The organism is Novosphingobium sp. P6W, from assembly GCF_000876675.2.
Lineage (GTDB): Bacteria > Pseudomonadota > Alphaproteobacteria > Sphingomonadales > Sphingomonadaceae > Novosphingobium.
The window spans coordinates 1,863,374-1,884,162 of the sequence record NZ_CP030352.1 but is presented as its reverse complement, the minus strand read 5'-3'; the positions used below and the strand labels follow the sequence as shown (position 1 = coordinate 1,884,162).

The window sequence follows — 20,789 nt, the reverse complement described above, 5'->3', positions numbered from 1 at the left end:
TCGAAGCCATGGGTGCCTTCCTCGGCGAGCGCGCTAATCAGGGTAATCGGCGTTCGACGAATCATCGGCTCTGGTCGCGAGTTGCCGGAACCGGGCCGTCTGTAGCAGCGCAACGAGAGCCATGGTGATGTCGTCTCCATCTCGAATGGCATCCGCAGTGTGCATTCGTCGGACACACAGGCAATATCTTGCCCGCCCTGCCGGATGGCCGATTTCGACAGTTCGGTGATCTGGGGGAACGCCCAGAATAGGCGTAAGGCTGCTGGCATATCGCGGCGACGGAACGTTGTACCGCCCGCGACGTTACAGGATTGTCCCGCTGACACGTTCGCCGAAAGTATCCGACCATGACCGACAACAAATCCGCCCCGCGCACGACCACCGATGCCGGCATTCCGGTGCAGAGCGACGAACATTCGCTGTCCATCGGGCGCGATGGCCCGATCGTCCTCAACGATCATTATCTGATCGAGCAGATGGCGAACTTCAACCGGGAGCGTATTCCGGAGCGCCAGCCCCATGCCAAAGGTAGCGGCGCGTTCGGTCATTTCGAGGTCACGGCCGACCTCACCCGATACACCAAAGCAAAGTTCCTGCAGCCCGGCGCGAAAGTGGAAACCGCGATGCGTTTCTCCACGGTCGCGGGCGAGCGCGGCAGTCCCGACACCTGGCGCGATCCGCGCGGGTTCTCGGTGAAGTTCTACACCGAGGACGGCAATTTCGACATGGTGGGCAACAATACCCCCATCTTCTTCATCCGTGATCCTATGAAGTTCCAGCACTTCATCCGCAGCCAGAAGCGCCGCGCCGATAATGGCCTGCGCGACCACGACATGCAGTGGGATTTCTGGACGCTGAGCCCCGAAAGCGCCCATCAAGTCACCTACCTGATGGGCGATCGCGGCGTGCCCAAGAACTGGCGCGAAATGCACGGCTATTCCAGCCACACCTACATGCTCATCAACGAGGCGGGCGAGAAGTTCTGGGTCAAGTGGCACTTCCACACCGATCTGGGCGACGGCAATGCGCACCTGACGCAGGACGCAGCCGACAAGATGGCCGGCCAAGACGGCGACTACCATCGCCGCGACCTGTTCGAGCACATCGCTAGGGGTGAATTCCCCACTTGGACGCTGAAATTCCAGATCATGCCGTTCGAGGATGCCAAGACGTACCGGATCAATCCGTTCGATCTGACCAATGATCTGCCCCCACCGAGTGGACCGTTTGGTTTGTTAGTGGATTAAGCCCATCGCCGCCATATCCGGTCGGAGGTGGAGCGAAGCGGAACCGGAGGCCGGATATGGCGGTGTCGCCGTTTCCGGTGCCGGTGGTCGGTATCCCAGACTGCTATGCGGGCGGACGGTGTTGTAATGCCGCCGCCAAGCTTCGATCAGCACCTTGGCTTCGGCGAGGCTGTAGAAGATCTCGCCGTTGAGCAGTTCGTCGCGAAGCGACCCGTTGAAGCTTTCGTTATAGCCATTCTCCCATGGTGATCCCGGCGTGATGTAGAGCGTCTTCACGCCGATCTGCCCCAGCCATTGCTGGACGGCGGTCGCGATAAATTCGCTGCCATTATCGGACCGTATATGTGCCGGAGGGCCGCGCGAGATGAACAGGTCGGCTAAGGCCGCCAGAACATCCTCATGCCTGAGCCGACGCGCCACGACGAGCGCCAGGCACTCCCGGCTGGCCTCATCGATGATGGTCAGGATGCGGAACTTGCGGCCATCATGCGTGCGCCCTTCGACGAAGTCGTAGGCCCATACATGTCCCGGATATTCCGGCCGCAGGCGGATGCAGGATCCGTCATTGAGCCATAGACGCCCGCGCTTTGGCTGGCGCTGCGGGACTTTCAGTCCTTCACGCCGCCATATCCGCTCGACACGTTTATGGTTCACCGTCCACCCTGCATGGCACAGCAACGCCGTGACCCGGCGGTAGCCGTAACGACCATATTGCTTCGCCAATGCAATGATGTCCTCGGTCAGTGCCTGTTCGTCATCCGCCCCGCGCGGCATCTTGCGCTGCGTCGATCGATGCTGACCCAGCACCCGGCATATCCGTCGCTCGGATACCCGGACTGGCAGATCCCGTCGTACCTGATCGATGCAGCGCCGCCGCCGCGCGGGGCTCAGAAGTTTCCCCGTGCAGCCTCCTGCAGGATCAGCTTGTCCAGCGTCAGGTCCGAGATCGCCCGGCGCAGCCGCTGGTTCTCCTTCTCCAGATCCTTCATCCGCCGCGCCTGATCGGTCTTCAGGCCGCCATACTCCTTGCGCCACCGATAATAGGTCTGCTCGCTGACCGCGATCCGCCGGCATGCCTCGGCAGTCGAGGCTCCCTGCGCTAGCACAATCTCAACTTCACGCAGCTTGCCGATGATCTCTTCCGGCTTGTGCTTCTTGCTCGGCATTCAATGCCCCTTTCATGGTCCAGACTATCATAGTCTCTGGGCCACTCAGCGGGGGGCAGATCACCAAGACGTGGCCGCACGCCGATTATCCGCTGATCGAAGTCGGCAAGCTGACGCTCGACACCAACCCCGTCGACTGGGACACCCAGATCGAGCAGCTGGCGTTCGAGCCGAACAACATGGTACCCGGTATCGGCCTGAGCCCGGACAAGATGCTGCTGGCACGCGGCTTTTCCTATTCGGATGCCCACCGCGCCCGGCTCGGCGTCAATTACAAGCAGATCCCGGTAAATCAGGCCAAGGCCGCCGAAGTCCATTCGTATTCGCGTGCAGGGAAGGGGCGGACAGTCAACGCGCTCGATCCGGTCTACGCGCCCAATTCCTACGGCGGCCCCGGCGCCCAGCCGCAAGTCGGCGGAGAAGCAACGTGGATGGCCGATGGCGACATGGTGCGCGCTGCGTACTCCCTGCGCCAGGACGACGATGACTGGAGCCAGCCTGGCGCGCTGGTGCGCGAAGTGATGGACGACGCGCAGCGCGAACGCTTCGTCACCAACGTTTCGGGACATCTGGCCGACGGCGTCAGCGAACCAATCCTCGTGCGCGCCTTCGATTACTGGCGCAATGTGGACAAGGACATCGGTGATCGGATCGAGAAGGCCACCCGCGGCCTGCTCGGCGGAATGTCAGAGGCTCCCGGCATGGCGAGCGCCGAATCGATTTCCGGCTACCAAGGTATCCCCGCGACGGCGTCGATTGCAAAGGGTGAGGGAAGCAAGGACGCAGTCGCCGGCGATTACAAGGCTGAGCCAGCCAAGTAACGGTTGGTGCGGCCTATAGGGCGGAGCACGCCTGTCGCACATGGTGTCAGGTCGCCCCCCCTTGGCAATGATGGCGCAGACCGTGTTCCGTGCTTAAATGCCCCCCTGCTTCATGAATTGCCCTGCCCCTCAACTGACGCGAGAGCAACGGAGCGCTCAACGTCGCTGCCCTGCAACATGATTTCGTTTATCGGACCAGACGTTAGCGGCCCAAAGCCCCCAATCACGAAGCACAGATTGTAGCGGTCGGTAGCATCCTAAGGCTTCAATAGGGCGGAAAACACCGCATTTCAGGTTGCCTGCCTCTGCCTGAATCGACCGTGTCTGAGGAGAACGAGGCGACCAACTTTGCTTGACCGCTGCCGAAAACGAGCGCAACAGCGATCGGAACTTCGATCCCGTGTTTGAAAAGCATGGTCCGGACAGCAATTATCATTTCTTCCGACTCCCTCTTTCGATCTGTGCTGGTGTAAAAGTGTTGGCGGCAGCGCTCGAAGAAATGACCCCCTTTTACCAAAGCGCCCGCCGCTTCCCCCCGAACCCGTCTTTAACATCGGTGATCCACGCACCAACTTCCTGCTCGCTCCAACGGGATGCAGCAGGCGACAGCTTATATGGCGCGGGAAAACGATCTTGTGAAATCAATCGATAGATCATCGATTTGCCTAAGCCGACACGCCGCATTACCTCCTCGAGCTTCAGCAGCCGCTCAGGCGGTCCGTAAATTCAGACATCCCCTCTCCCCTCCCCTGAACGCACGAGGTTGACGGGGCGGCAACACCAACCGCGCCGTCAAATCGTCAGGGTCGGTAAACCACATGGCACTGATCGAGCACATCGGATCGTCGATCCTGACACGCAGATAGTGGCGGACCGGCTCGGTACGCGACTGGCGCTCCCAGGTGTCTCCGATCTACTGCCAGCCCATCATTACCCGGAACGCCGGTGCATTCACGCTCGCACGATCGTCGTCAGGAACGAGGCGGACCTGACGATGGATGGTGAGGGTCTGAATTTCTCCTTACCAACCACCCTGCCGAGAAATCTTGAAGCGCCCGATGACCATGCCGCGCTTCATGGACTGGCCTCCGCTTCCTTGCGCGCCTTGGCGAACACGCGGTCATTGGCAAGAAAGGCTTCCAGCATGGCCGGAATTAGTTCGGCCGTCTCGGCGCTGTCGGCGTAGGCATGGTTGTACACCGCCGTGTAGTCACCAAGCGCCCGCGCCAGATCGGGCGTGACCGTAAGGCTGAGCTTGATCGGAGTTCGGTCGGGCAGTTTTGCAAGCTTGAGCATGATTGCCTCCTTTCAGCGCGCGCCTCCCCAGGGCCGCAGAATGATGTGCTTGTGGACGACGATGCGCAGCGGCCAGCCGGGACGAACGGTGATCGTGGGTTGGATGTTGAGGTTTTTCGAGACGATCTGCTGCCCAGCCTGATTGGCGGACTGCTGCGTCGATTGTCGGACAGCACGCACCAGATCGCTCTCGTTGCTGCCCAGCGAGCCCACGCGGTCGTGCTGATGGACGAGGCCGGTTGGCACATGACCGACAAGCTCGATGTCCCCGACAACATCAGCATTGTCGCGCTCCCGCCCAAATGCCCCGAACTCAACCCGGTCGAGAACATCAGGCAGTTCATGCGCGACAACTGGCTCTCCAACCGCGTCTTCACATCCTACGAAAACATCATCGACCTCTGCTGTGAAGCTTGGAACAAGCTCGTTGATCAACCGCGGCGCATCATGACCATCGGACGTCGAAAATGGGCGCGTAGGTTCTGATCAATGCAGGTTGGTTGAGATAGCCAATCAGATCCCGGAGCGATCGCTTGTCAGGCCAACGAAGCGAGGGCCACACTAAGATATGATGGGCCTCCTGCGGCAAGGGTTTCCTGAAAAACGGCTGGTACAGCGCCACTCTGGGTGGCGCTGTCTAATCCACGCCAAAAGCGATCAAGATTTCGGTTGGCGACGAGCAACCTAACCATCGGGCCCCGCTTTGCGCTGTTTTTGCCCGTGCTCGAATATCTCACGGCGATGAGGTTCAGACTATGTGAGCAAGCGTTCGACGGCTGCCAGAAGTTCTTCATTGCGGTAGGGTTTGTCAAGAACCTGTTCGAACAACTCGCTGTGCTGGCGGCCGATAGCCCCTTGCGCGCCACTGACCAGGATGATTGGCAGGTCCAATGTTTTCGGGTCGGACTTCAACGCCATGGCCAGTTCCAGGCCGGTCATGACCGGCATCATGAAATCGGTGATGAGCAAGGCTGGCCGCCGGGATCGAATCCGCTCAAGTGCTTCCTGACCGTGCGACGCCACGACCGTTTCGTAGCCCTCGTCCTCAAGAATGTCGGCCAGCATGGCGGCAAGCAGAAATTCATCGTCGGCGATCACGATCAACGCCATGATTGTGGCCCTCTCCGCGATGCGATCATGACGAATTAGTCCGCAAGGGGGAAAGTGACGGAAGCTTCCTTGCCCGGTTTTTTGAGTGGCTCGCTGATGCGCAATCCGCCCGGCGTGAACGCGAACCGGCGAGCTTTCGTATCGAAGGCGCTCTCTCGCATTTTCTGGATGGAAATCGATCGCTGCAGTTCATCATTTTCTTCAAATTGCCGCAGCAATATCAGGTTGTCCAAGACCGCCGATATTTCCCCGGCGGGCGCGTAAACATTCGATCCGATAAGTTCGCGAGTTTCCCAGCTTGCTAACGTCGTAACGCCCAGCGACCGGAGATGGTTCATCAATATGGCAAAAAACTCGGCCAATCTCTCACGGTGGACCGATGCCCTTTCGAAGCCCCCCAACCCGTCGATAAACAGCCGGGAGATTTTTCGGTCTCGGACCTCATTGATGAGCTCGTGAGCAAGCCGGTCGAGCAGGTTTTCACCCATCGGATGGCACAGAACCGTAAAATAGGCGGAGCCCGCTTCGGGCAGCGCAATGCCGAGGCTGCGGGCCTTTAGCCGCAAGCGCTGCTCATTCTCGAAAAAACCGAAATGCAAAGTCGGCTCTTCGGCGGTGGCTTTGCTCAGGAAATGGAGACCCAGAGTGGTTTTGCCGCTCCCGGTCGGTCCAGCTACCAAGGTTACCGAACCTTGCGGAACGCCGCCTCCCATCAGGGCGTCCAACTCCGCGACCCCGCAACTCAGTCGGGCACTCGAGATTTCCTCGTCGGGTAATGCACCGCCATAGAGCGCCTCCACGCGAGGGTAGATCGTTACGCCGCGCCGATCGATCTCGAACTTGTGTAACCCGCCCAGCGCCTTGCTACCGCGCGACTTCCTGACCTGTATTTGGCGAACCGTGCGGACCCCGGCCAGCATGTCGCTCAGTTCGATGACACCATCGACCATGGTGTGTTCGGGGCTCGTCTCCTCCAGACTTGCGCTTGTCAGGAAAAGCACAGTGCAGCCCACGAACGCAGCCTGCCCCTGCACCTCAGCCACGAAAGTTTTCACGTCGAAGTCGTTGTCAGCGCGGTCACGTGCGTTGAGAAGTCCGTCAAAAACCAGCAAGGTCGCCTGGCGCCGCTTGGTTTCATGCCGCAGCAGCTTGACCACCGCGTCCAGGCCCTCCTGCCGCATGGTTTGGAAGACGCTGACATACGAGATGTCCTCGCCCAGCTTTTCGGCATCGAAGAAGTCGAACCTGCCAAGGGCCTGGAACAGGCGATCATGACTCTCCGAAAGCAGGGTTACAAACAGAACCCGGCCACCGTCGGCGACATGGTGGAATGCCACCTGATTGGATAAAATGGTCTTGCCCGCGCCGGGACGGCCCTGGACAATATAGGAGGCACCCTTGATCAGTCCCCCCTCGAGGATCTGATCCAGTCCACCGATCCCACTCGCGATGCGCGAGAATTCCTCCACTGGCGAGACTCCTGCTTGAATGCCCGAGATAGCTGCCCGCCCTCTTATCGATCACGGCTCGATCCGAAAGCAAAAAACCGCCCGACCTGGCGGACCGGGCGTCCCTTTAACCCAAAATGATTCGAGCGCCGAGCGCAGCCGCGAGCGCCAGGGGCATCGCCACCGCACCAAGCTTGAGGAAACGCCAGAATCCGATGTCTTCCCCCTCACGGCGGAACGCCTAGAACCACAGAATACATCGTACGCGATACCCCCGGGCGACCGCCGGGCGAGCGCACAAAGCGTCACCGCCGTGAGTATCCCAGCGATCGCGATCGGCAGACCGAGTTGCCCGCAGCGAGCAGATGTCACGATTAAAAGGATGGCTGTACCCACGATCCCGGCGAGTACCGCTTTGCCAGCCATCGTCTGCGGTGAACGTGGCACGTCCCATTCGCACGGCTCAGACAAACTGCGGCGCTGGGTCCAGCGTAAGACAACGAAGGTTACACCGACTGCTGCCAGCGAAAGCAGCGCGAGCAGCCGCGCACTTGAACCTTTGAAATGAATCGCTGCCGTCGCGGCCACCCAATCAAACAGCCCCTCCTTGCGGGCCACTTCGCTCAGCAGCATCATCCCAGTCGGAAAGAGATAGACGTCGAGCCCCTGGCCCACCGCACCAATCACAGCAGGGATGGGCATCAGACCCAATACCAACAGTAGCGCCGCGCCAGTGACCGCCCAGATCGCTTCGGACCAGCGCAACGGCCGCGCGATTACGGCTGGGTGGTCGCGGCGCAAATTCCCCAGGTTGCGTACGTCGCCGCCATCATGCGGGCATACCGTTCAATTGCTGCCCGCATACCGCCGATCGCGTTCACTTGGGCGTTTCCGCGCTTCGCGAGTTCGTTGGCGGGCGACATCTCGTTCACGATGACGGACCAGTCGACCTCGACTTTCAGTTTCTCCGCGCTCCCGTCAAGTTGCCAATGGTAGGGCCCTCCCCGCAACCGAAAGCCGCCGGGCTTTCACGGACCCGCCAGAATCCCCGGGGAGGTCGAGCCAGTGCACTCGCCGCGAACGGTGAAGAAAGCGTATGTGGCGTTTGCCTTTACCGTTCGCGGCGAGGTGCCTGGCCTTTCACCGACTTCCTGCGGATCATGATCGCGCGTCCGTCAGAGAGCACTTCGTCCAGAATGTGGGCACAGCAGTCCGTCCGGCCGCCCGTCTGGCGGCGCCGCGCTCTATGCTCCAGCTTCGCCTTCGCACCAAGCCCATCCGACCGCCAAGGCCAACGCCGATGACCACAACGACAGCGACGCCCTCCATCCCTGATCTCGACCTGCGATCGCGACCGTCATCACCGCTTTCATAACGGTATTGGCAGCTACCGGCGTAACCAAGATCAGGCCTCCGGCTGGATTCGCCAACACGGGCGCAGGCAGTGATCCCACCGTGATCACAGCGGCATCGACATCGACGAGGCCGGTTAGGCCAAGCACAATGGCGATGCCCGACCTGCCGAAAAGCTCAAGCGCCCAGTGCGAAGCCACGGCCAGGATGGCAACCCATGCTGCCAGCATGAATGCGGTCGACAGGGAAAGAGGATTCGCAAGCGTCGGCGAGTGGGCCTGCCGGCCGCTGTCCTGCCAAGCCGAGAAGGCAAAAGCAGCTGACGTCAGTACAGCTGGCGCCAAGATGAAGGCCATCGATGGAGCCGCGTCCGGCGCGAGCATTATAACCAATATCTCGACGCGGACGAACATCACGATAGAGGCGACGGCTATACCCGCTGTGAGCGAAGCCCCGCCCTCCTGATCAGTCCTCAATTGCCTGGCACAGTCCGCAGTGACTGCGGTCGATGACACCATTGCCCCAAGGAAAGCCATTATCATGGTTCCCTTTTTGCCCCCAAGGCGGCGGGCCGCCGCGTAGCCGAAGAACGACATGCCGGTGACGAACACTACGATCATCCAGACATGGCGCGGATTCCATGCGTCATACGGCCCCATGGCGGTATCGGGCAGCAGGGGTAATATGATGAGCGCTACGACCGCGAAACGAGCGCCGGCGTCGATCTCAGCCTCGTCCATGCCTCTCAGAAGAGTATGCATCGAATGGCGCGCACTCAAGATGGCGAACGTCGCCGCGCCCGTCCCCAAGCCAACCTGGACTGAGATCGCGACTGCCGCAAACCCGGCGGCGAACGTCGCGATGGCGGCAATGGCACTCGTAGCCGAGAGGTCACTTTGATCGGCTTCTTTGGTGTAGCCTATGGTAACCACGGCGCAGACTCCGAAAGCCATGGCTGCGCCCACGCCAGTGGGAAGCAGGCTTGCCAGCCCGCCGCAAAAGCCAAGAAGCCCGAACGTCCTGAAACCGGCGACGCGCGACCCGGCAGTGCGATCGCGCAGTGCCCATCCTCTTTGCATGCCCACCAGCAGACCTGTGGCAAGTGCCGCCGCCAATCTGACCAGCGGATGCGTTTCATCCACTGCGCTTCAACCTAACATTGCAGCAAGACTCAGCGCATCGTGCGCCTGCAAGTCCTCTTCCATGGCGTGGCCATCTGACGTGCCATACGCCGCTGTGCGTGCCATTACCGAGCAAATAGCAGACTGTCCGCATGACTGCCGACATGTCATCTGCCGAAACCACCTCGCCCGAGGCGCTCGCGTTGATGAGCTCCGTTGGATAAAGTCGTCTCGATACCTGCATGATCCGCCTCAGCATCATTACGAATTCCTCGATAGGCGTTTCCTGGGGGTGAACGACATCCGTATCAGCCCAGAATGCGTTAGGTTGACGGGCCAATCATCTTGGACCGAGGCACGATTGCCGCCCAAAGTTTCCGATCGCAGTGGCCGAACCCACCTGCCCCCGCCGTGGAACAGCGACCGTCAAGCGTTGCACTGCACAGAGAAGCCTCTGGTGAACCATCGATGAGTAGTTCATTCCCCCACTAAACAACGTCCCAAGCGGTAAAACCGAGGAAGATCATGGACGCAGCGAGCATTACCGCCGTCGCGCACCATCCTACTACCGCCTGGCCACGAGATACCGTCAGCCGCCCCATAGCCCGGGGGTTACGGACGATCAGCATCATCATGACCATCAGCGGTCCTGCCAGGACGCCATTGACCACCGCAGCCCAGTAAAGCGCTCGCGCAGGGTCCAGGCCTATGTTGTTCAGGGAGGCGCCGCCCAGCGTTGTCACGGCAATGGTGCCGTAGAAAAGCTTCGCCGAGAGTGGTTTGGCATCCAGGCTGCCTGCCCTTCCCGTCATCTCCGTGACGGCATATGCCGCAGACCCCGCCAGCACCGGGACCGCCAGAAGGCCGGTCCCGATGATACCCAATGCAAACATAGCGAATGCAAACTGCCCTGCTATCGGACGAAGCGCTTCTGCGGCCTGCGAAGAAGTCGTGATATCCCGGACACCGCTGGCGTGGAGCGTCGCTGCGGTCGCAAACACGATCGCCAACGATATGACGGTGCTGACCGCCATCCCGGTGAGAGTGTCCAGGCGAATACGCCTCAATTCAGGCCCTGCCGTGCTGGCGGTAAGGCAGAGCGGCTTAACGTGATGCCGGTGCTGCTCCTCGATCTCCTGGCCAGCTTGCCAGAAAAACAGATAGGGGCTGATCGTCGTCCCAAGGATCGCAACGAATGCGGTTGCGTAAGCCGCGTTGAACTGCAGCTCAGGCACTACGAGCGAGCGCAAGGCATGTGCCCAAGGCACGTGGGCTACGGCGACCACGGCGACATAGGTGAAAAGCGACAACGTGGTCCACTTGAGAATTGCAGCGTACCGCGGATAGCTCAAACCAACCTCGAGGATCACGCAGACGATGCCGAACAGCAACGTATACAAGCCACTGTCCCCGTGCGTGAGAAGTGCCAGCGCTGCCCCCATGGCGCTCAAGTCCGCGCCCAGGTTGATGACATTTGCTATCAGCAAAAGTGAGACCATAATCCACAGGACCACGCGCGGGTAATGGCGCCTCAGGTTCCGTGCGATTCCAGCGCCCGTTACGCACCCGATTTTGCCCGCGATTTCCTGAATGGCGACCATCAGCGGAAAACTCAGGACGAAGGTCCAGGACAGGCCATAGCCGAACTGGGCGCCAATCTGGCTATGCGTGCCGATTCCGCTGGGATCGTCGTCCGCAGCGCCGGTTATCAGACCGGGACCCAGCGACTTCAGGAATGAGTGCGGCCTCGAGGGAATGGAATCCGCAGACTCGCCAGCTGGAACCATTTTCATGGTCGCCTCATGCCCGGAATGCGTTGGTTTCGGGCGGGAGATTTCGGTCGCATCGCCAGAAATTCGGCGCTCAAGTCAACACCTCACACTCAATGGTGCGGGCGTGCAGGTGCCAGGGAGAAATGTGTTCCAGTCGCTCGAACTCTGCGATTGCATATTCGATGGCCTGTTGTTCATCCGCCACATGGAGGACCTCCACAGTCCTCTGGCAGACGTGGTGATCATGTCCGGTGGGATCGGGCAAGTCGTTGAAAAAACAGACGCTATAGCTGGGCACGTTGCTGCTCCCTGAGATCAATGGCCAAACAGAATCGGCACGGCTGCCGCTCGAAGGAGGTGAGATGCCGGTGGATCGGCGCCGTCCAAGAGATCATGAGTCACCCCGCCCAAGAGCATTTCGCGGACGCGGGAATGGGCTGCTGCGCCGATAGCCAGCATGTCAGCGCGATGATTGCCGGCAAAATCTACCAGCGCGGCCGAAACGTGAAGGCCGTTTGATTTCACGTGATGGATGCTAGTGTCGAACCCGTGACGGGAAAGGTGGCGGGCGATCAATTCGCCCGGAGGATAGCCATTTTCCTTGAGCTCGGGTTTTGCATCGACGACGACCACGTCTACCGCGGCACCTGGTCGCGCGAAGACAAGGCTTTCACAGAGCGCCCGGGTCGCTTCGCGGGTGCCGTTCCATCCTAGGGCCAGTCTGCGTACGGGGTCGGGCTCGCGGCCATCGGGCCAGATCAGGACCGGCCTTCCCGATGACAGGACGACCTGGGTGAGGACGCGCTGACGCAGCGCTGGATCGCCGTAAGCGGCTATCGGACCAAATAGCACCAGATCAGCATAACGGGCCAAAATTGTTACCTGATCAGCCAAGCAGCCAGTCGAGTCTCGCAGCAAGGAGACCTCGTATTCATCTTGTTCGCCCCAGCGCGCCAGTCTCTGTCGTTTGCGTTCTCCGGCTTCCTGGACATCGATCATGGGCATATATGGCGGTGTCACCGTGAAGAAATGGTCCAGCTGCTTGACGGCCCATAGGACGGCTATGCTGAGATGTGCGCCGTGAAACCGGGCAAAAGCACGCGCGTGCTGAAGAAATCTTCCGTCCTCATCATCAACGTCAACGATTGCGAGAACATCCGTCAGCATTTTGGTCCCTCCATGCAGCGGGACTCTCGCCGGTAACGAGGCGGTGCGCATTGCGGATATGTACGTAGGAATAGATTTCGGGACGTCGAAAGAAAAACCAGGTTTGCGCAAACCCCTCAGATCGGAGGGCCCAAAAGGTCTGCTGCTCCGGTCATTTGCGTAATGCGCAGGACGGGCAGGTATGAAAAATGGTGCGATCCAAAATTTCCACTTTCAGATGTTTTCAATTCCCCGCCCACGGTTCAAATTATGAGGAATGGCGATGGCAATAACGGCCTGGCTTTATGCGAGCAGAAGCCTGCTCCCGCCCGAGACCGCAGGAGCCGAGATCGATCATCTCGTCGCGCTATCGCACGAACGCAACGCTCGGCTCGATGTCACCGGGGCGCTGCTCTACACCGGAAACCGCTTCGCTCAATACATCGAAGGACCCCACGCTTCAGTCGATGCATTGCGCGCCAGCATTCGCCGTGATCCACGACATGACGATCTAACTACGATCGAAATGGGTGTCTCTCAGAGACGGCTTTTTGCATCCTGGTCGCTGGCATTCGGCCGCCGGTCGCAATATTTTGAAGGGCTGATCGAACAGGCATTGACTGATTTCCTGGGCGGGTGCCCTGATGGACACCGCCCGCTCATGCGGCTGCTCAAAGAATGCACGTCGTAGAGCTCGAGCGCTGACTTGGAGACCGGCTTCCCTATATCCGCGAGATTGTTTCCTGGATCACGGTCGCCAACGATGCGATGTCAGTTCCCGCCGGCAAAATGGACCAGCCATCCGGCCCTAGCCGCGAATCCTCCGACTGCCGCCGCGCAACTGCCACGGTAGCATCGGACGCATCCGGACCTCGGTCCCGGATGCGTTCGATGCGGTTTTCCTCTCCAAGGTCGAGCCAGAAGCCATGAAACGGAAGCCTTTGCTGCCGCGCGACCTTCTCGAGCGCTCGCTTCTCTGCAGCCTGTCCAAAAACGGCGTCACCCACCACGCAGGAACCGGCGCTCACCCAGTGCCGTGCCAGTCGCGTCAGTTCTGCATAGACCTTGCTGGCCGTCATCTGGCTGTAGCTCGAGGGTGGCATTGGCACTTCCGGAGCGATTCCGGCCAGACGCTTTCGCAGTACGTCACTGCGCAAAATTCGCGCGCCGGGCGCGCCGCCAATACCCCCTCCAATTGCCCGCGCCAGCGTTGTCTTGCCGGTCCCGGACAAACCGCCGATGGCGACCAGCACGGGCTTCACTTCCGTGACCAGCGCTTGCGCCAAAATCAGGTAGTTTCTTGCTGAACTTGCCGCTTCAGGGGATCCGGATCTTTGGAACGTGGTCGCGAGTACATGCGCGCGCACGGTCGCGCGAATGCTCATGAACAAAGGGACGAGAGCCGCCCCGCCTTCGTCCGCAGAGGCGTCGAGGTATCGGTTGAACAGCATGTTCGCAGCACGCCGGGCTCCCCTATGCCACAGATCCATGAGCAGGAACGCCAAGTCGTAAAGCACATCGCCCGTTGCCAGCTCATCATTAAATTCCAGGCAGTCGAACGGTGTTGCTCTGCCATCAACCATGGCGATATTTCCGAGGTGAAGATCGCCATGGCCATGACGGACCCGGCCAAGGATAGCCCGGAAATCGAGGAGAGCGGCGTTTCGTTCGATCATTGCCGCAATCCGTGTCGTCAAGGCGCTGACGTGCCGGCTATCGAACAGTGCTGGATAGGCAGCCAGGCACGCGGCATTTCCTTGCGCGACTTTTCTGAGCCGCGCTGCTCCTCCTGAATTTGTAGAGGCCTGAGCCTTTCCATGAAAGCGTACCAGATCGTCGGCCAACTGCATCACAGTGGCATCATCGAGGATGCCTTGGTCGACTTGATCCGCAAGAAGAGCTCCCTCCGGGAATCTCTGCATTTCGAGCAGCCAGTCCACCACGTCGCACTCGCCATCGAGTTTCAGGGCCCCAGATGAAGACAGTGTGACCTTGTGCAAGGAAAGGTAGATATCCGGCGCTGTCCGGCGGTTGAGGCGCAATTCCGCCTCCAGGGCGTCGTGGCGAAGATCGACCGAAGAAAAGTCGAGGTATGGTAGCTTGATCGGTCGCTTGAGTTTCCAGGCGCGATCGCCGGTCAGAAAGACGCTCGCTGCGTGCGTATCGATCCTTTCGGGGACGAGAGATCCGCCCCATGGCCCGCCCCGCTCGAGCCAAGACGCGACATCGCCCCCGACAGTGTGATCCGTCGAGGGCGGTGCCCCTCCCAAGGCCTAGTTCCCGATTTCGATCTTGCGCACGGACGCGGACGCTTTGGCATCCTTCTCGATCGTGACGGTCAGCACCCCGTGCTTGACCTTCGCCTCGATGCTTTCGGGATCGGCATCGGCCGGCAAGGAAATTTGACGCCTGAAACTTCCGTATCGGCGTTCGGTCATCAGACAGCCGCAGTCTTTGGTCTCGGATTTCTCGGACTTCTCTCCGGCGATGCTGAGGACCCCGTCGGAAAATTCGATATCAATGTCCTTGTCCGTGAGACCGGGAAGTTCTGCTGTCAGGCAATACTCCTTTCCCTTGTCGACAAGGTCCATCGCGGGAACCGGTCCTGTTCCAGGCGAAAAGGGGCTGAAGATGCCGCGGCCTGGCTGCGTGAAATCATCGAACAGACGATCGATCTCGCCGCGGATCCAGTTCATAGGCCCCGCGCCGAGCGGGAGAAGTGCGCCGCTTGAAGGTTTGCTCATTTCGTTCATCAAATGTCTCCGTGATTTGCCGTTAAAGGGGATTGAAGCTGGAAATCAGGCAAAAAGAGCAGGACGAATGTCGCCGGCAAATTCCATAGGTACCGCAAGCTGACGGTGCCGGTGCGGCCCGACGCAATGCAGCGATGCTACCCGCGACACGGAGCCGACCCACGACTCCATCGATTGCACAGCCAGCAGGGCCGGAATTGCCCAGAACGCTAACAGCGCATCCATTCCCAAGCCCGCACATGTATCCGAGCGATGAACCGTGCCGACCATGGTCTGCCTCCTATCCTCGTCGAGCGTGACGCTATGCGGCCTGCGCGTGCCCGTTAATCAGGAAAGGTACTTAGGGGGCGGCGGCGGCGCCATGCCGCGGAGGAAAGATTAAATCACGGAACCAGAACCGCGGCGCCCTGGAGCCGTCCGTCACGAAGAGCCTGCAGCGCCTCGCCCGCATCACCAAGAGCGAACCGTGAGACGTGCGTGTGGACCGGAACCTGCGGTGCGAGAGCCAGGAATTCACGGCCATCAGACCGCGTGAGGTTTGCGATAGAGACGATTGATCGCTCTTCCCACAGATCGGCATAGGGAAAGGCGGGAATTTCGCTCATGTGGATGCCAGCGCAAACCACCCGCCCTCCTTTGCGTACCGCTTTAAGCGCCAATGGCACAAGCGGGCCGGCAGGCGCAATAATGATGGCCGCGTCGAGAAGAGCAGCAGGAAGCTGATCCGAATCGATCGTCTCGACGCAGCCAAGCGACCGGGCGAATGCCTGCGCCGCGATATCGCCTGGCCGGGTAAAGGCGTGAACCGAGCGCCCTTTCCAGATCGCGACCTGTGCAACGATGTGCGCAGCACCCCCGAACCCGTAAAGACCCAGAACCTTGGCCTCTCCGGCGGTGACCAGTGCGCGGTAGCCAATCAGGCCGGCGCATAGCAGCGGGGCGGCTTCCACATCACCATAGACGTCTGGAATGCTAAGACAGAAGCGGGAATCCGCGATGACATGCGAGGCATATCCACCATCGCGGGTCGCGCCGGTGTAAACCGCGTCGTCACACAGGTTCTCCCGCCCGGAGCAGCAATAGGGGCACGTCCCGCAGCTGCGCCCAAGCCAAGGGACCCCGACACGATCCCCCAGTGTAAACCCAGTGGCTTGTTCGCCCATGGCGATTACCCTGCCGACGATCTCGTGCCCAGGGATGACGGGGTAACGCGCGTAAACCTAGCCGTCCGCGACGTGAAGGTCGGTACGGCAAACCCCGCAGGCGCAAACCTCGAGAAGCAGGTCGGGCCCCTCCGGCACGAGCATCGGCCGTTCACACGCTCGAAGCGGTTGCCCCGGCCCCTCGAAAACCATGGCTTTCATCATCGCCGTCGTCATCGACCGGATTCCGAGTGAATTTTGCGCATGCTGCTCCAAGACCTTCAAGTTGGGTAGCCATTGTCCATAGATAGTGAACACTGCACTGAAGATCAGCATAACCAAGCCTTTCGGCCGGTTCTCTGCGTAGTTATCCTTATAGCCGCCCCCTCGCGGGAAGCAGATCAGGGGCGCATCTGCCGCGCGAAGGAGATAGCCCCGTGAAAGCATTGGTATATCATGGACCAGGGCTCAAGAGCCTCCAGGATCATCCCGATCCGAGGATTGAGGCAGCAGGCGATGCCATCGTCAGGGTCACCTATACCACGATATGCGGGACCGACCTGCACATCTTGAAAGGAGACGTACCGACCTGCTCTCCTGGCCGCGTCCTTGGCCACGAAGGCGTCGGGGTTGTCGAACGGGTTGGCGCAGCCGTCACGGCCTTCCTGCTCGGCGATCATGTCCTCATCTCGTGCATCACCTCCTGCGGGGTCTGCCATTATTGCCGCAAGGGCATGTATTCCCACTGCGAAACCGGGGGATGGATCCTGGGAAATACAATCGACGGAACGCAGGCGGAACTTGTTCGCATCCCCCATGCCGACACCAGCCTCCACCATGTACCCCCTGGAGCTGAGGAGGAGGCTCTCGTCATGCTGAGCGACATCCTGCCCACGGGCTACGAATGCGGCGTGCTCAACGGCCGAATTTCGCCCGGTAGCAGCGTTGCGATCGTCGGTGCCGGGCCGATCGGGCTCGCGGCGCTTCTGACAGCGCAGTTCCATTCCCCCGCTGAACTGATCGTCATAGACCCCGATCCCCATCGCCTAGACGTTGCGATGCGCTTCGGTGCCACGCACATCATCGATCCTGCGGCGGGCGATGTCATGACTGTCGTAAATGGCCTGACCGGGGGGCGCGGCATCGATGCGGTAATCGAAGCCGTCGGCATCCCGGCAAGCTTCGATCTATGCCAGCAGCTGGTCGCGCCGGGCGGTGTGATCGCCAATGTCGGCGTCCACGGCGTCAAGGTCGACCTTCACCTGGAGGCGCTCTGGTCTCGCAACGTAGCGATCACGACGCGATTGGTCGATACCGCGGCCACTCCGCTCCTCCTAAAGATGGTGACCGCCAAGAAGCTTGGGGCGGAACAGTTCATCACCCATCGCTTCGATCTCAGCGAGATCGAGGCAGCCTATGAAACCTTCGGTAACGCGGCGCGAACTCACGCGCTCAAGGTCCTCATTCGGCCATGACTGCGCGGATGGAGGAATTGGCCCGGGAGATAGTACGGCTGCAAGGCGAACTCGATCGAGAAATCGAAAGGCGCCGCAAGATCCTGGGCTGGTCGCTAAAAGAGGGGCTGATCCGCTTCGAGCAAGGCCTGGTGGCCGAGCATCGCAAGCTGCGCCGCGGGGTTGCCGGGTTTATCGGGCGCTCTTCAATTGGTACGATCCTCGTGGCCCCCGTCATCTATTCGCTGATATTGCCTCTGGTTGCGCTCGATCTATGGGCCAGCTTTTACCAGGCAGTCTGTTTCCGCGCCTATGGCATCCCTCGCGTGCCGCGCGCAGCGTACATAAGCATTGATCGCGGCCGACTAGCCTATCTCAACTGGATCGAAGCACTGAACTGCGTCTACTGTGGTTATGCCAATGGCGTCATCGCCTATGTCCGGGAGGTTGGTAGCCGGACCGAAGCCTATTGGTGTCCGATCAAGCACGCCGTCCGCATCAGCCAGCCGCATCAACGATATCACACGTTCCTCGAATACGGGGATGCAGAAGGATATCGCGAGCGCTTGGCTGAATTTCGCGCCGAGCTGCGCAAACAGCACGGGTCGGCGTCGGAAGGGGGACAAGGCGAGACCCCCAGAGAAGCGATACCTCCGATCGCCGCGCGAACCCCTACGCAGGATTGCGAATAGAGACGCCGAACCGCAGGCGCCACAAACAACCCGAACCAGCAATGGGAGGGCCGAGTGGCAAGTCTTTCACATCAACATAGTACTCACGATACCCGATTATTGCAGCGCATGGCGTGCGACCGGGCCAACGTCATCAAGACTTCGCCCATCACCACGGCTCGGTGGCTCAATCGCGATGCTGAGGATACGCGTCCTTCGACAAGCCCGGACTATACAGGCCATCGGTCCATCGATCTCGGCGAACGGCTCGGGGCGCTGGCCGCCGCCATGTGCTGCATCGCCGGAGCGCCGATATCGTTCGATCTGGAAATCGGCCTGCCGCGTTCGCGCGTCCGTCTGGATCCTTACGAATTCGATAGCGCAATGCTTGCCTTGGTCGCCGATGCTGCGTCCGCTGGCGCGCGTAACATCGAGTTGCGCATGCACAAGGTCGGGGCGCGCATCTGGATTCTGGCGCATGACGATGGCCGGACCCGCCCGCCGGCGCTGGTAGCGGTACGACATTTGGCGAGGCGGGCCCATGGCCAGGTACTCGTACGCACCAGCCCTTCGACCGGAAATGCGGTCGCCCTCATCCTGCCGGCAGTCCTTTCGGTCTGCACCGCGGATACCACCGCTCCCCCGTGGAGCATCATGCTCAAGCACAAGGAGAAGTCCCATGAAGAAGACCGACAGCCAGTTGCAGCGTGACGTGATGGATGAACTCGAGTGGGAGCCCAGCGTCGATCATGCCGACGTCGGCGTTGCCGTCAATGACGGTGTCGTCACTCTCTCGGGCTACGTGAAGAGCTACCCCCAGAAGGTGGCTGCCGAGAAGGCCACGCGCCGCGTCGAAGGCGTCAAGGCGATCGCAGAGGAGATCAAGGTTCGCTTCGCCTCGCAGCCCAAGACCGCCGATCACGAGATCGCCAAGCGGATCATCGACATGTTCTCGTGGAGTTCGTCGATCCCTGAGGACACGATCAACGTGAAGGTGGAGCACGGCTGGGTGACCCTGACCGGTTCGGTGAACTGGAACTACCAGAGCATCGAGGCCCGCAACGTCGCCGGCCGAGTGACCGGGGTCACTGGTGTCAGCAACCTTGTCGAGGTCAAGAAGCTGCCGCTCGCATCCGACATCAAGACCCGGATCTTGTCCGCCTTTGAGCGGCAGGCCGATCTGGATGCCAAAAGCGTTACCGTCGTCACATCCGGTAACACGGTGACGCTCGGCGGAAGGGTCAAGGCCTGGAACGAGCGCGGGATTGCCGAGCGTGCGGCGTGGGCGGCGCCGGGGGTCAACAGGGTCGAGGACAATATCGTCGTCGCTTTCTGAAGGCATGCCTGGCCTATCGAGACGGCCGTTCCAAGAAGGGGCGGCCGTTTTCGTATCCGTATCATCCCTCATATCGACGATCCAAACGCGTCCATATCATTCCTTGAAACGATGGAGACGGCGATGAAAAACGTACTTTTGCTTGTGCACGATGACGACGGCCAGGAAGCCCGGCTGCAGGCCGCGCTCGACCTTACCCGCGCGCTGGACGGTCACCTCAGCTGCGTTGACGTGTCGCTCTATCCCGCCTTTGCTGGCGACTACTATTACGGCGGCGGCGGGGCCGCGGGTATGCTTCTTGCCGACGAACGCCAGCGGGAGAGCAAGAACAAAACGCAGGTTTCCGCGCGTTTGGCTAATGAGGGGCTTGCCTGGGACTGGACGGATGTCACGGGCAACTTCTTCGAGGCCGTGGTCGACGCGGCGCGGTTGGCGGACGTCGTCGTGGTCAACCGCGAACTTGAGAGATACCCCTATCCTGACATGCACGGGGTCGCGAGCCGCATACTGACGCACGTTCGCGTCCCCGTCCTCGCAGTTTCATCCGAGCAGAGGGGCCTGAAGCTAAATCGCGCATTGGTGGCGTTCGACGGCCAAGCATCCAGTGCGGCAACGATGCGCGCCTGCGTTCCAATCCTGCGTCTGGCCGAGGCGGTTGAGATCCTGATGGTGCGTGACGGAGCTGAGCAGGTCGAACCGTCCGAAGCCGCAGCCTATCTTTCGCGGCACGGCATCCATGCGGAGGTCAAGATCGTGGACGACGGCCTACAACCCGCCGATCGCTACATAATGGAAGAAATTGATAACTTCCGCGCCGATTACATCGTGATGGGCGCCTACAGTCACGGCCGGCTGATGGAGACCTTCGGCGGGGTCACCAAGCGGATGCTTCGCAATGCCCACATCCCGCTTCTGCTGGGTCACTGAACGGCAACCAACTTGAAACGTTGGCC

The 20,789-nt window shown here is 60.5% G+C and carries 22 protein-coding genes and 3 pseudogenes; 9 read left to right on the top strand and 16 right to left on the bottom strand.

Features of this window, described 5'->3' with window-relative positions; genetic code table 11:
• Positions 1 to 347: 347 nt before the first annotated feature.
• A pseudogene (locus TQ38_RS09150) lies at positions 348 to 1,226 on the top strand (catalase); the annotation flags it as partial.
• 9 nt (positions 1,227 to 1,235) lie between these two features.
• On the opposite strand, the gene TQ38_RS09145 reads toward TQ38_RS09150, so the two are convergent.
• Positions 1,236 to 2,413 (bottom strand): IS3 family transposase gene (locus tag TQ38_RS09145; RefSeq protein ID WP_113941902.1). Its coding sequence is split into 2 segments (ribosomal slippage): positions 1,236 to 2,149 and positions 2,149 to 2,413, totalling 1,179 coding nucleotides; the frame shifts between segments, so codons are not numbered across the junction.
• Between the two features lie 14 nt (positions 2,414 to 2,427).
• Here TQ38_RS09145 and TQ38_RS09140 point away from each other — a divergent pair.
• Positions 2,428 to 3,234, top strand: coding sequence for a catalase (locus TQ38_RS09140; protein ID WP_240197839.1), 807 nt, complete (start codon positions 2,428 to 2,430; stop codon positions 3,232 to 3,234).
• Between the two features lie 510 nt (positions 3,235 to 3,744).
• On the opposite strand, the gene TQ38_RS09135 is transcribed toward TQ38_RS09140, so the two are convergent.
• The 4 genes from TQ38_RS09135 to TQ38_RS09120 all read right to left on the bottom strand — a co-directional run bounded on the left by TQ38_RS09135 (position 3,745) and on the right by TQ38_RS09120 (position 4,710).
• On the bottom strand, positions 3,745 to 3,891 hold the full coding sequence (locus tag TQ38_RS09135; RefSeq protein WP_240197838.1) for an AlpA family phage regulatory protein: 147 nt from the start codon (positions 3,889 to 3,891) through the stop codon (positions 3,745 to 3,747).
• A 256-nt stretch (positions 3,892 to 4,147) separates the two neighbouring features.
• Entirely contained in the window at positions 4,148 to 4,249 is a 102-nt protein-coding gene (locus TQ38_RS30895) for a DUF736 family protein (RefSeq protein ID WP_255417970.1), read from the bottom strand.
• 59 nt (positions 4,250 to 4,308) lie between these two features.
• Complete coding sequence (locus TQ38_RS09125; RefSeq protein WP_043979247.1) at positions 4,309 to 4,530, bottom strand: DUF2274 domain-containing protein; 222 nt, start codon at positions 4,528 to 4,530, stop codon at positions 4,309 to 4,311.
• Between the two features lie 12 nt (positions 4,531 to 4,542).
• Positions 4,543 to 4,710 (bottom strand): TrbI/VirB10 family protein, encoded by a 168-nt coding sequence (locus tag TQ38_RS09120; RefSeq protein ID WP_240197837.1) that lies wholly within the window; start codon positions 4,708 to 4,710, stop codon positions 4,543 to 4,545.
• A gap of 24 nt (positions 4,711 to 4,734) precedes the next feature.
• Between TQ38_RS09120 and TQ38_RS09115 the strand changes: the two are divergent.
• Positions 4,735 to 5,016, top strand: a pseudogene (locus TQ38_RS09115) (transposase); the annotation flags it as partial.
• Between the two features lie 267 nt (positions 5,017 to 5,283).
• Here TQ38_RS09115 and TQ38_RS09110 read toward each other — a convergent pair.
• The 7 genes from TQ38_RS09110 to TQ38_RS09085 form a co-directional block, all read right to left on the bottom strand.
• Positions 5,284 to 5,640, bottom strand: a complete 357-nt coding sequence (locus TQ38_RS09110) for a response regulator (protein ID WP_043979248.1) — start codon at positions 5,638 to 5,640, stop codon at positions 5,284 to 5,286.
• Positions 5,641 to 5,675: 35 nt separating this feature from the next.
• Entirely contained in the window at positions 5,676 to 7,109 is a 1,434-nt protein-coding gene (locus TQ38_RS09105) for an ATPase domain-containing protein (protein ID WP_043979249.1), read from the bottom strand.
• A gap of 51 nt (positions 7,110 to 7,160) precedes the next feature.
• A complete protein-coding gene (locus TQ38_RS09100) occupies positions 7,161 to 7,889 on the bottom strand; it encodes a hypothetical protein (protein ID WP_043979251.1) in 729 nt (242 codons plus the stop codon).
• 443 nt (positions 7,890 to 8,332) lie between these two features.
• A complete protein-coding gene (locus TQ38_RS09095; RefSeq protein WP_043979255.1) occupies positions 8,333 to 9,583 on the bottom strand; it encodes a DUF4010 domain-containing protein in 1,251 nt (416 codons plus the stop codon).
• A 467-nt stretch (positions 9,584 to 10,050) separates the two neighbouring features.
• Positions 10,051 to 11,355, bottom strand: a complete 1,305-nt coding sequence (locus TQ38_RS09090; RefSeq protein WP_043979257.1) for an NRAMP family divalent metal transporter — start codon at positions 11,353 to 11,355, stop codon at positions 10,051 to 10,053.
• Positions 11,356 to 11,425: 70 nt separating this feature from the next.
• Positions 11,426 to 11,632 (bottom strand): hypothetical protein, encoded by a 207-nt coding sequence (locus tag TQ38_RS29945; protein WP_162792233.1) that lies wholly within the window; start codon positions 11,630 to 11,632, stop codon positions 11,426 to 11,428.
• Between the two features lie 17 nt (positions 11,633 to 11,649).
• Complete coding sequence (locus TQ38_RS09085; protein WP_043979259.1) at positions 11,650 to 12,501, bottom strand: universal stress protein; 852 nt, start codon at positions 12,499 to 12,501, stop codon at positions 11,650 to 11,652.
• A gap of 262 nt (positions 12,502 to 12,763) precedes the next feature.
• On the opposite strand from TQ38_RS09085, the gene TQ38_RS09080 reads away from it, so the two are divergent.
• Complete coding sequence (locus tag TQ38_RS09080) at positions 12,764 to 13,171, top strand: BLUF domain-containing protein (protein ID WP_052505951.1); 408 nt, start codon at positions 12,764 to 12,766, stop codon at positions 13,169 to 13,171.
• A gap of 31 nt (positions 13,172 to 13,202) precedes the next feature.
• Here TQ38_RS09080 and TQ38_RS09075 read toward each other — a convergent pair whose 3' ends face one another.
• The 4 genes and pseudogenes from TQ38_RS09075 to TQ38_RS09065 form a co-directional block, all read right to left on the bottom strand.
• Complete coding sequence (locus TQ38_RS09075) at positions 13,203 to 14,522, bottom strand: AAA family ATPase (protein WP_205316019.1); 1,320 nt, start codon at positions 14,520 to 14,522, stop codon at positions 13,203 to 13,205.
• 231 nt (positions 14,523 to 14,753) lie between these two features.
• On the bottom strand, positions 14,754 to 15,233 hold the full coding sequence (locus tag TQ38_RS09070; protein ID WP_052505952.1) for an Hsp20/alpha crystallin family protein: 480 nt from the start codon (positions 15,231 to 15,233) through the stop codon (positions 14,754 to 14,756).
• Between the two features lie 45 nt (positions 15,234 to 15,278).
• Positions 15,279 to 15,503: a hypothetical protein gene (locus tag TQ38_RS29940; RefSeq protein WP_162792232.1), complete on the bottom strand. Its 225-nt coding sequence runs from the start codon at positions 15,501 to 15,503 to the stop codon at positions 15,279 to 15,281.
• Between the two features lie 113 nt (positions 15,504 to 15,616).
• Positions 15,617 to 16,435 (bottom strand): annotated as a pseudogene (locus tag TQ38_RS09065) (alcohol dehydrogenase catalytic domain-containing protein); the annotation flags it as partial.
• Between the two features lie 377 nt (positions 16,436 to 16,812).
• Between TQ38_RS09065 and TQ38_RS09060 the strand changes: the two are divergent.
• The 5 genes from TQ38_RS09060 to TQ38_RS09040 all read left to right on the top strand — a co-directional run bounded on the left by TQ38_RS09060 (position 16,813) and on the right by TQ38_RS09040 (position 20,763).
• On the top strand, positions 16,813 to 17,850 hold the full coding sequence (locus TQ38_RS09060) for a zinc-dependent alcohol dehydrogenase family protein (protein WP_043979263.1): 1,038 nt from the start codon (positions 16,813 to 16,815) through the stop codon (positions 17,848 to 17,850).
• Complete coding sequence (locus TQ38_RS09055) at positions 17,847 to 18,521, top strand: hypothetical protein (RefSeq protein WP_205316018.1); 675 nt, start codon at positions 17,847 to 17,849, stop codon at positions 18,519 to 18,521. The genes TQ38_RS09060 and TQ38_RS09055 overlap by 4 nt, the downstream gene beginning before the upstream one ends.
• Positions 18,522 to 18,575: 54 nt before the next feature.
• The gene (locus TQ38_RS09050) at positions 18,576 to 19,211 is read left to right on the top strand and encodes a hypothetical protein (RefSeq protein ID WP_162792231.1); all 636 of its coding nucleotides are present in this window, start codon (positions 18,576 to 18,578) and stop codon (positions 19,209 to 19,211) included.
• Positions 19,180 to 19,836 (top strand): BON domain-containing protein, encoded by a 657-nt coding sequence (locus TQ38_RS09045; RefSeq protein ID WP_043979267.1) that lies wholly within the window; start codon positions 19,180 to 19,182, stop codon positions 19,834 to 19,836. Before TQ38_RS09050 ends, TQ38_RS09045 begins: the two co-directional genes overlap by 32 nt.
• 123 nt (positions 19,837 to 19,959) lie before the next feature.
• Complete coding sequence (locus TQ38_RS09040; RefSeq protein ID WP_043979305.1) at positions 19,960 to 20,763, top strand: universal stress protein; 804 nt, start codon at positions 19,960 to 19,962, stop codon at positions 20,761 to 20,763.
• Positions 20,764 to 20,789 lie beyond the last annotated feature (26 nt).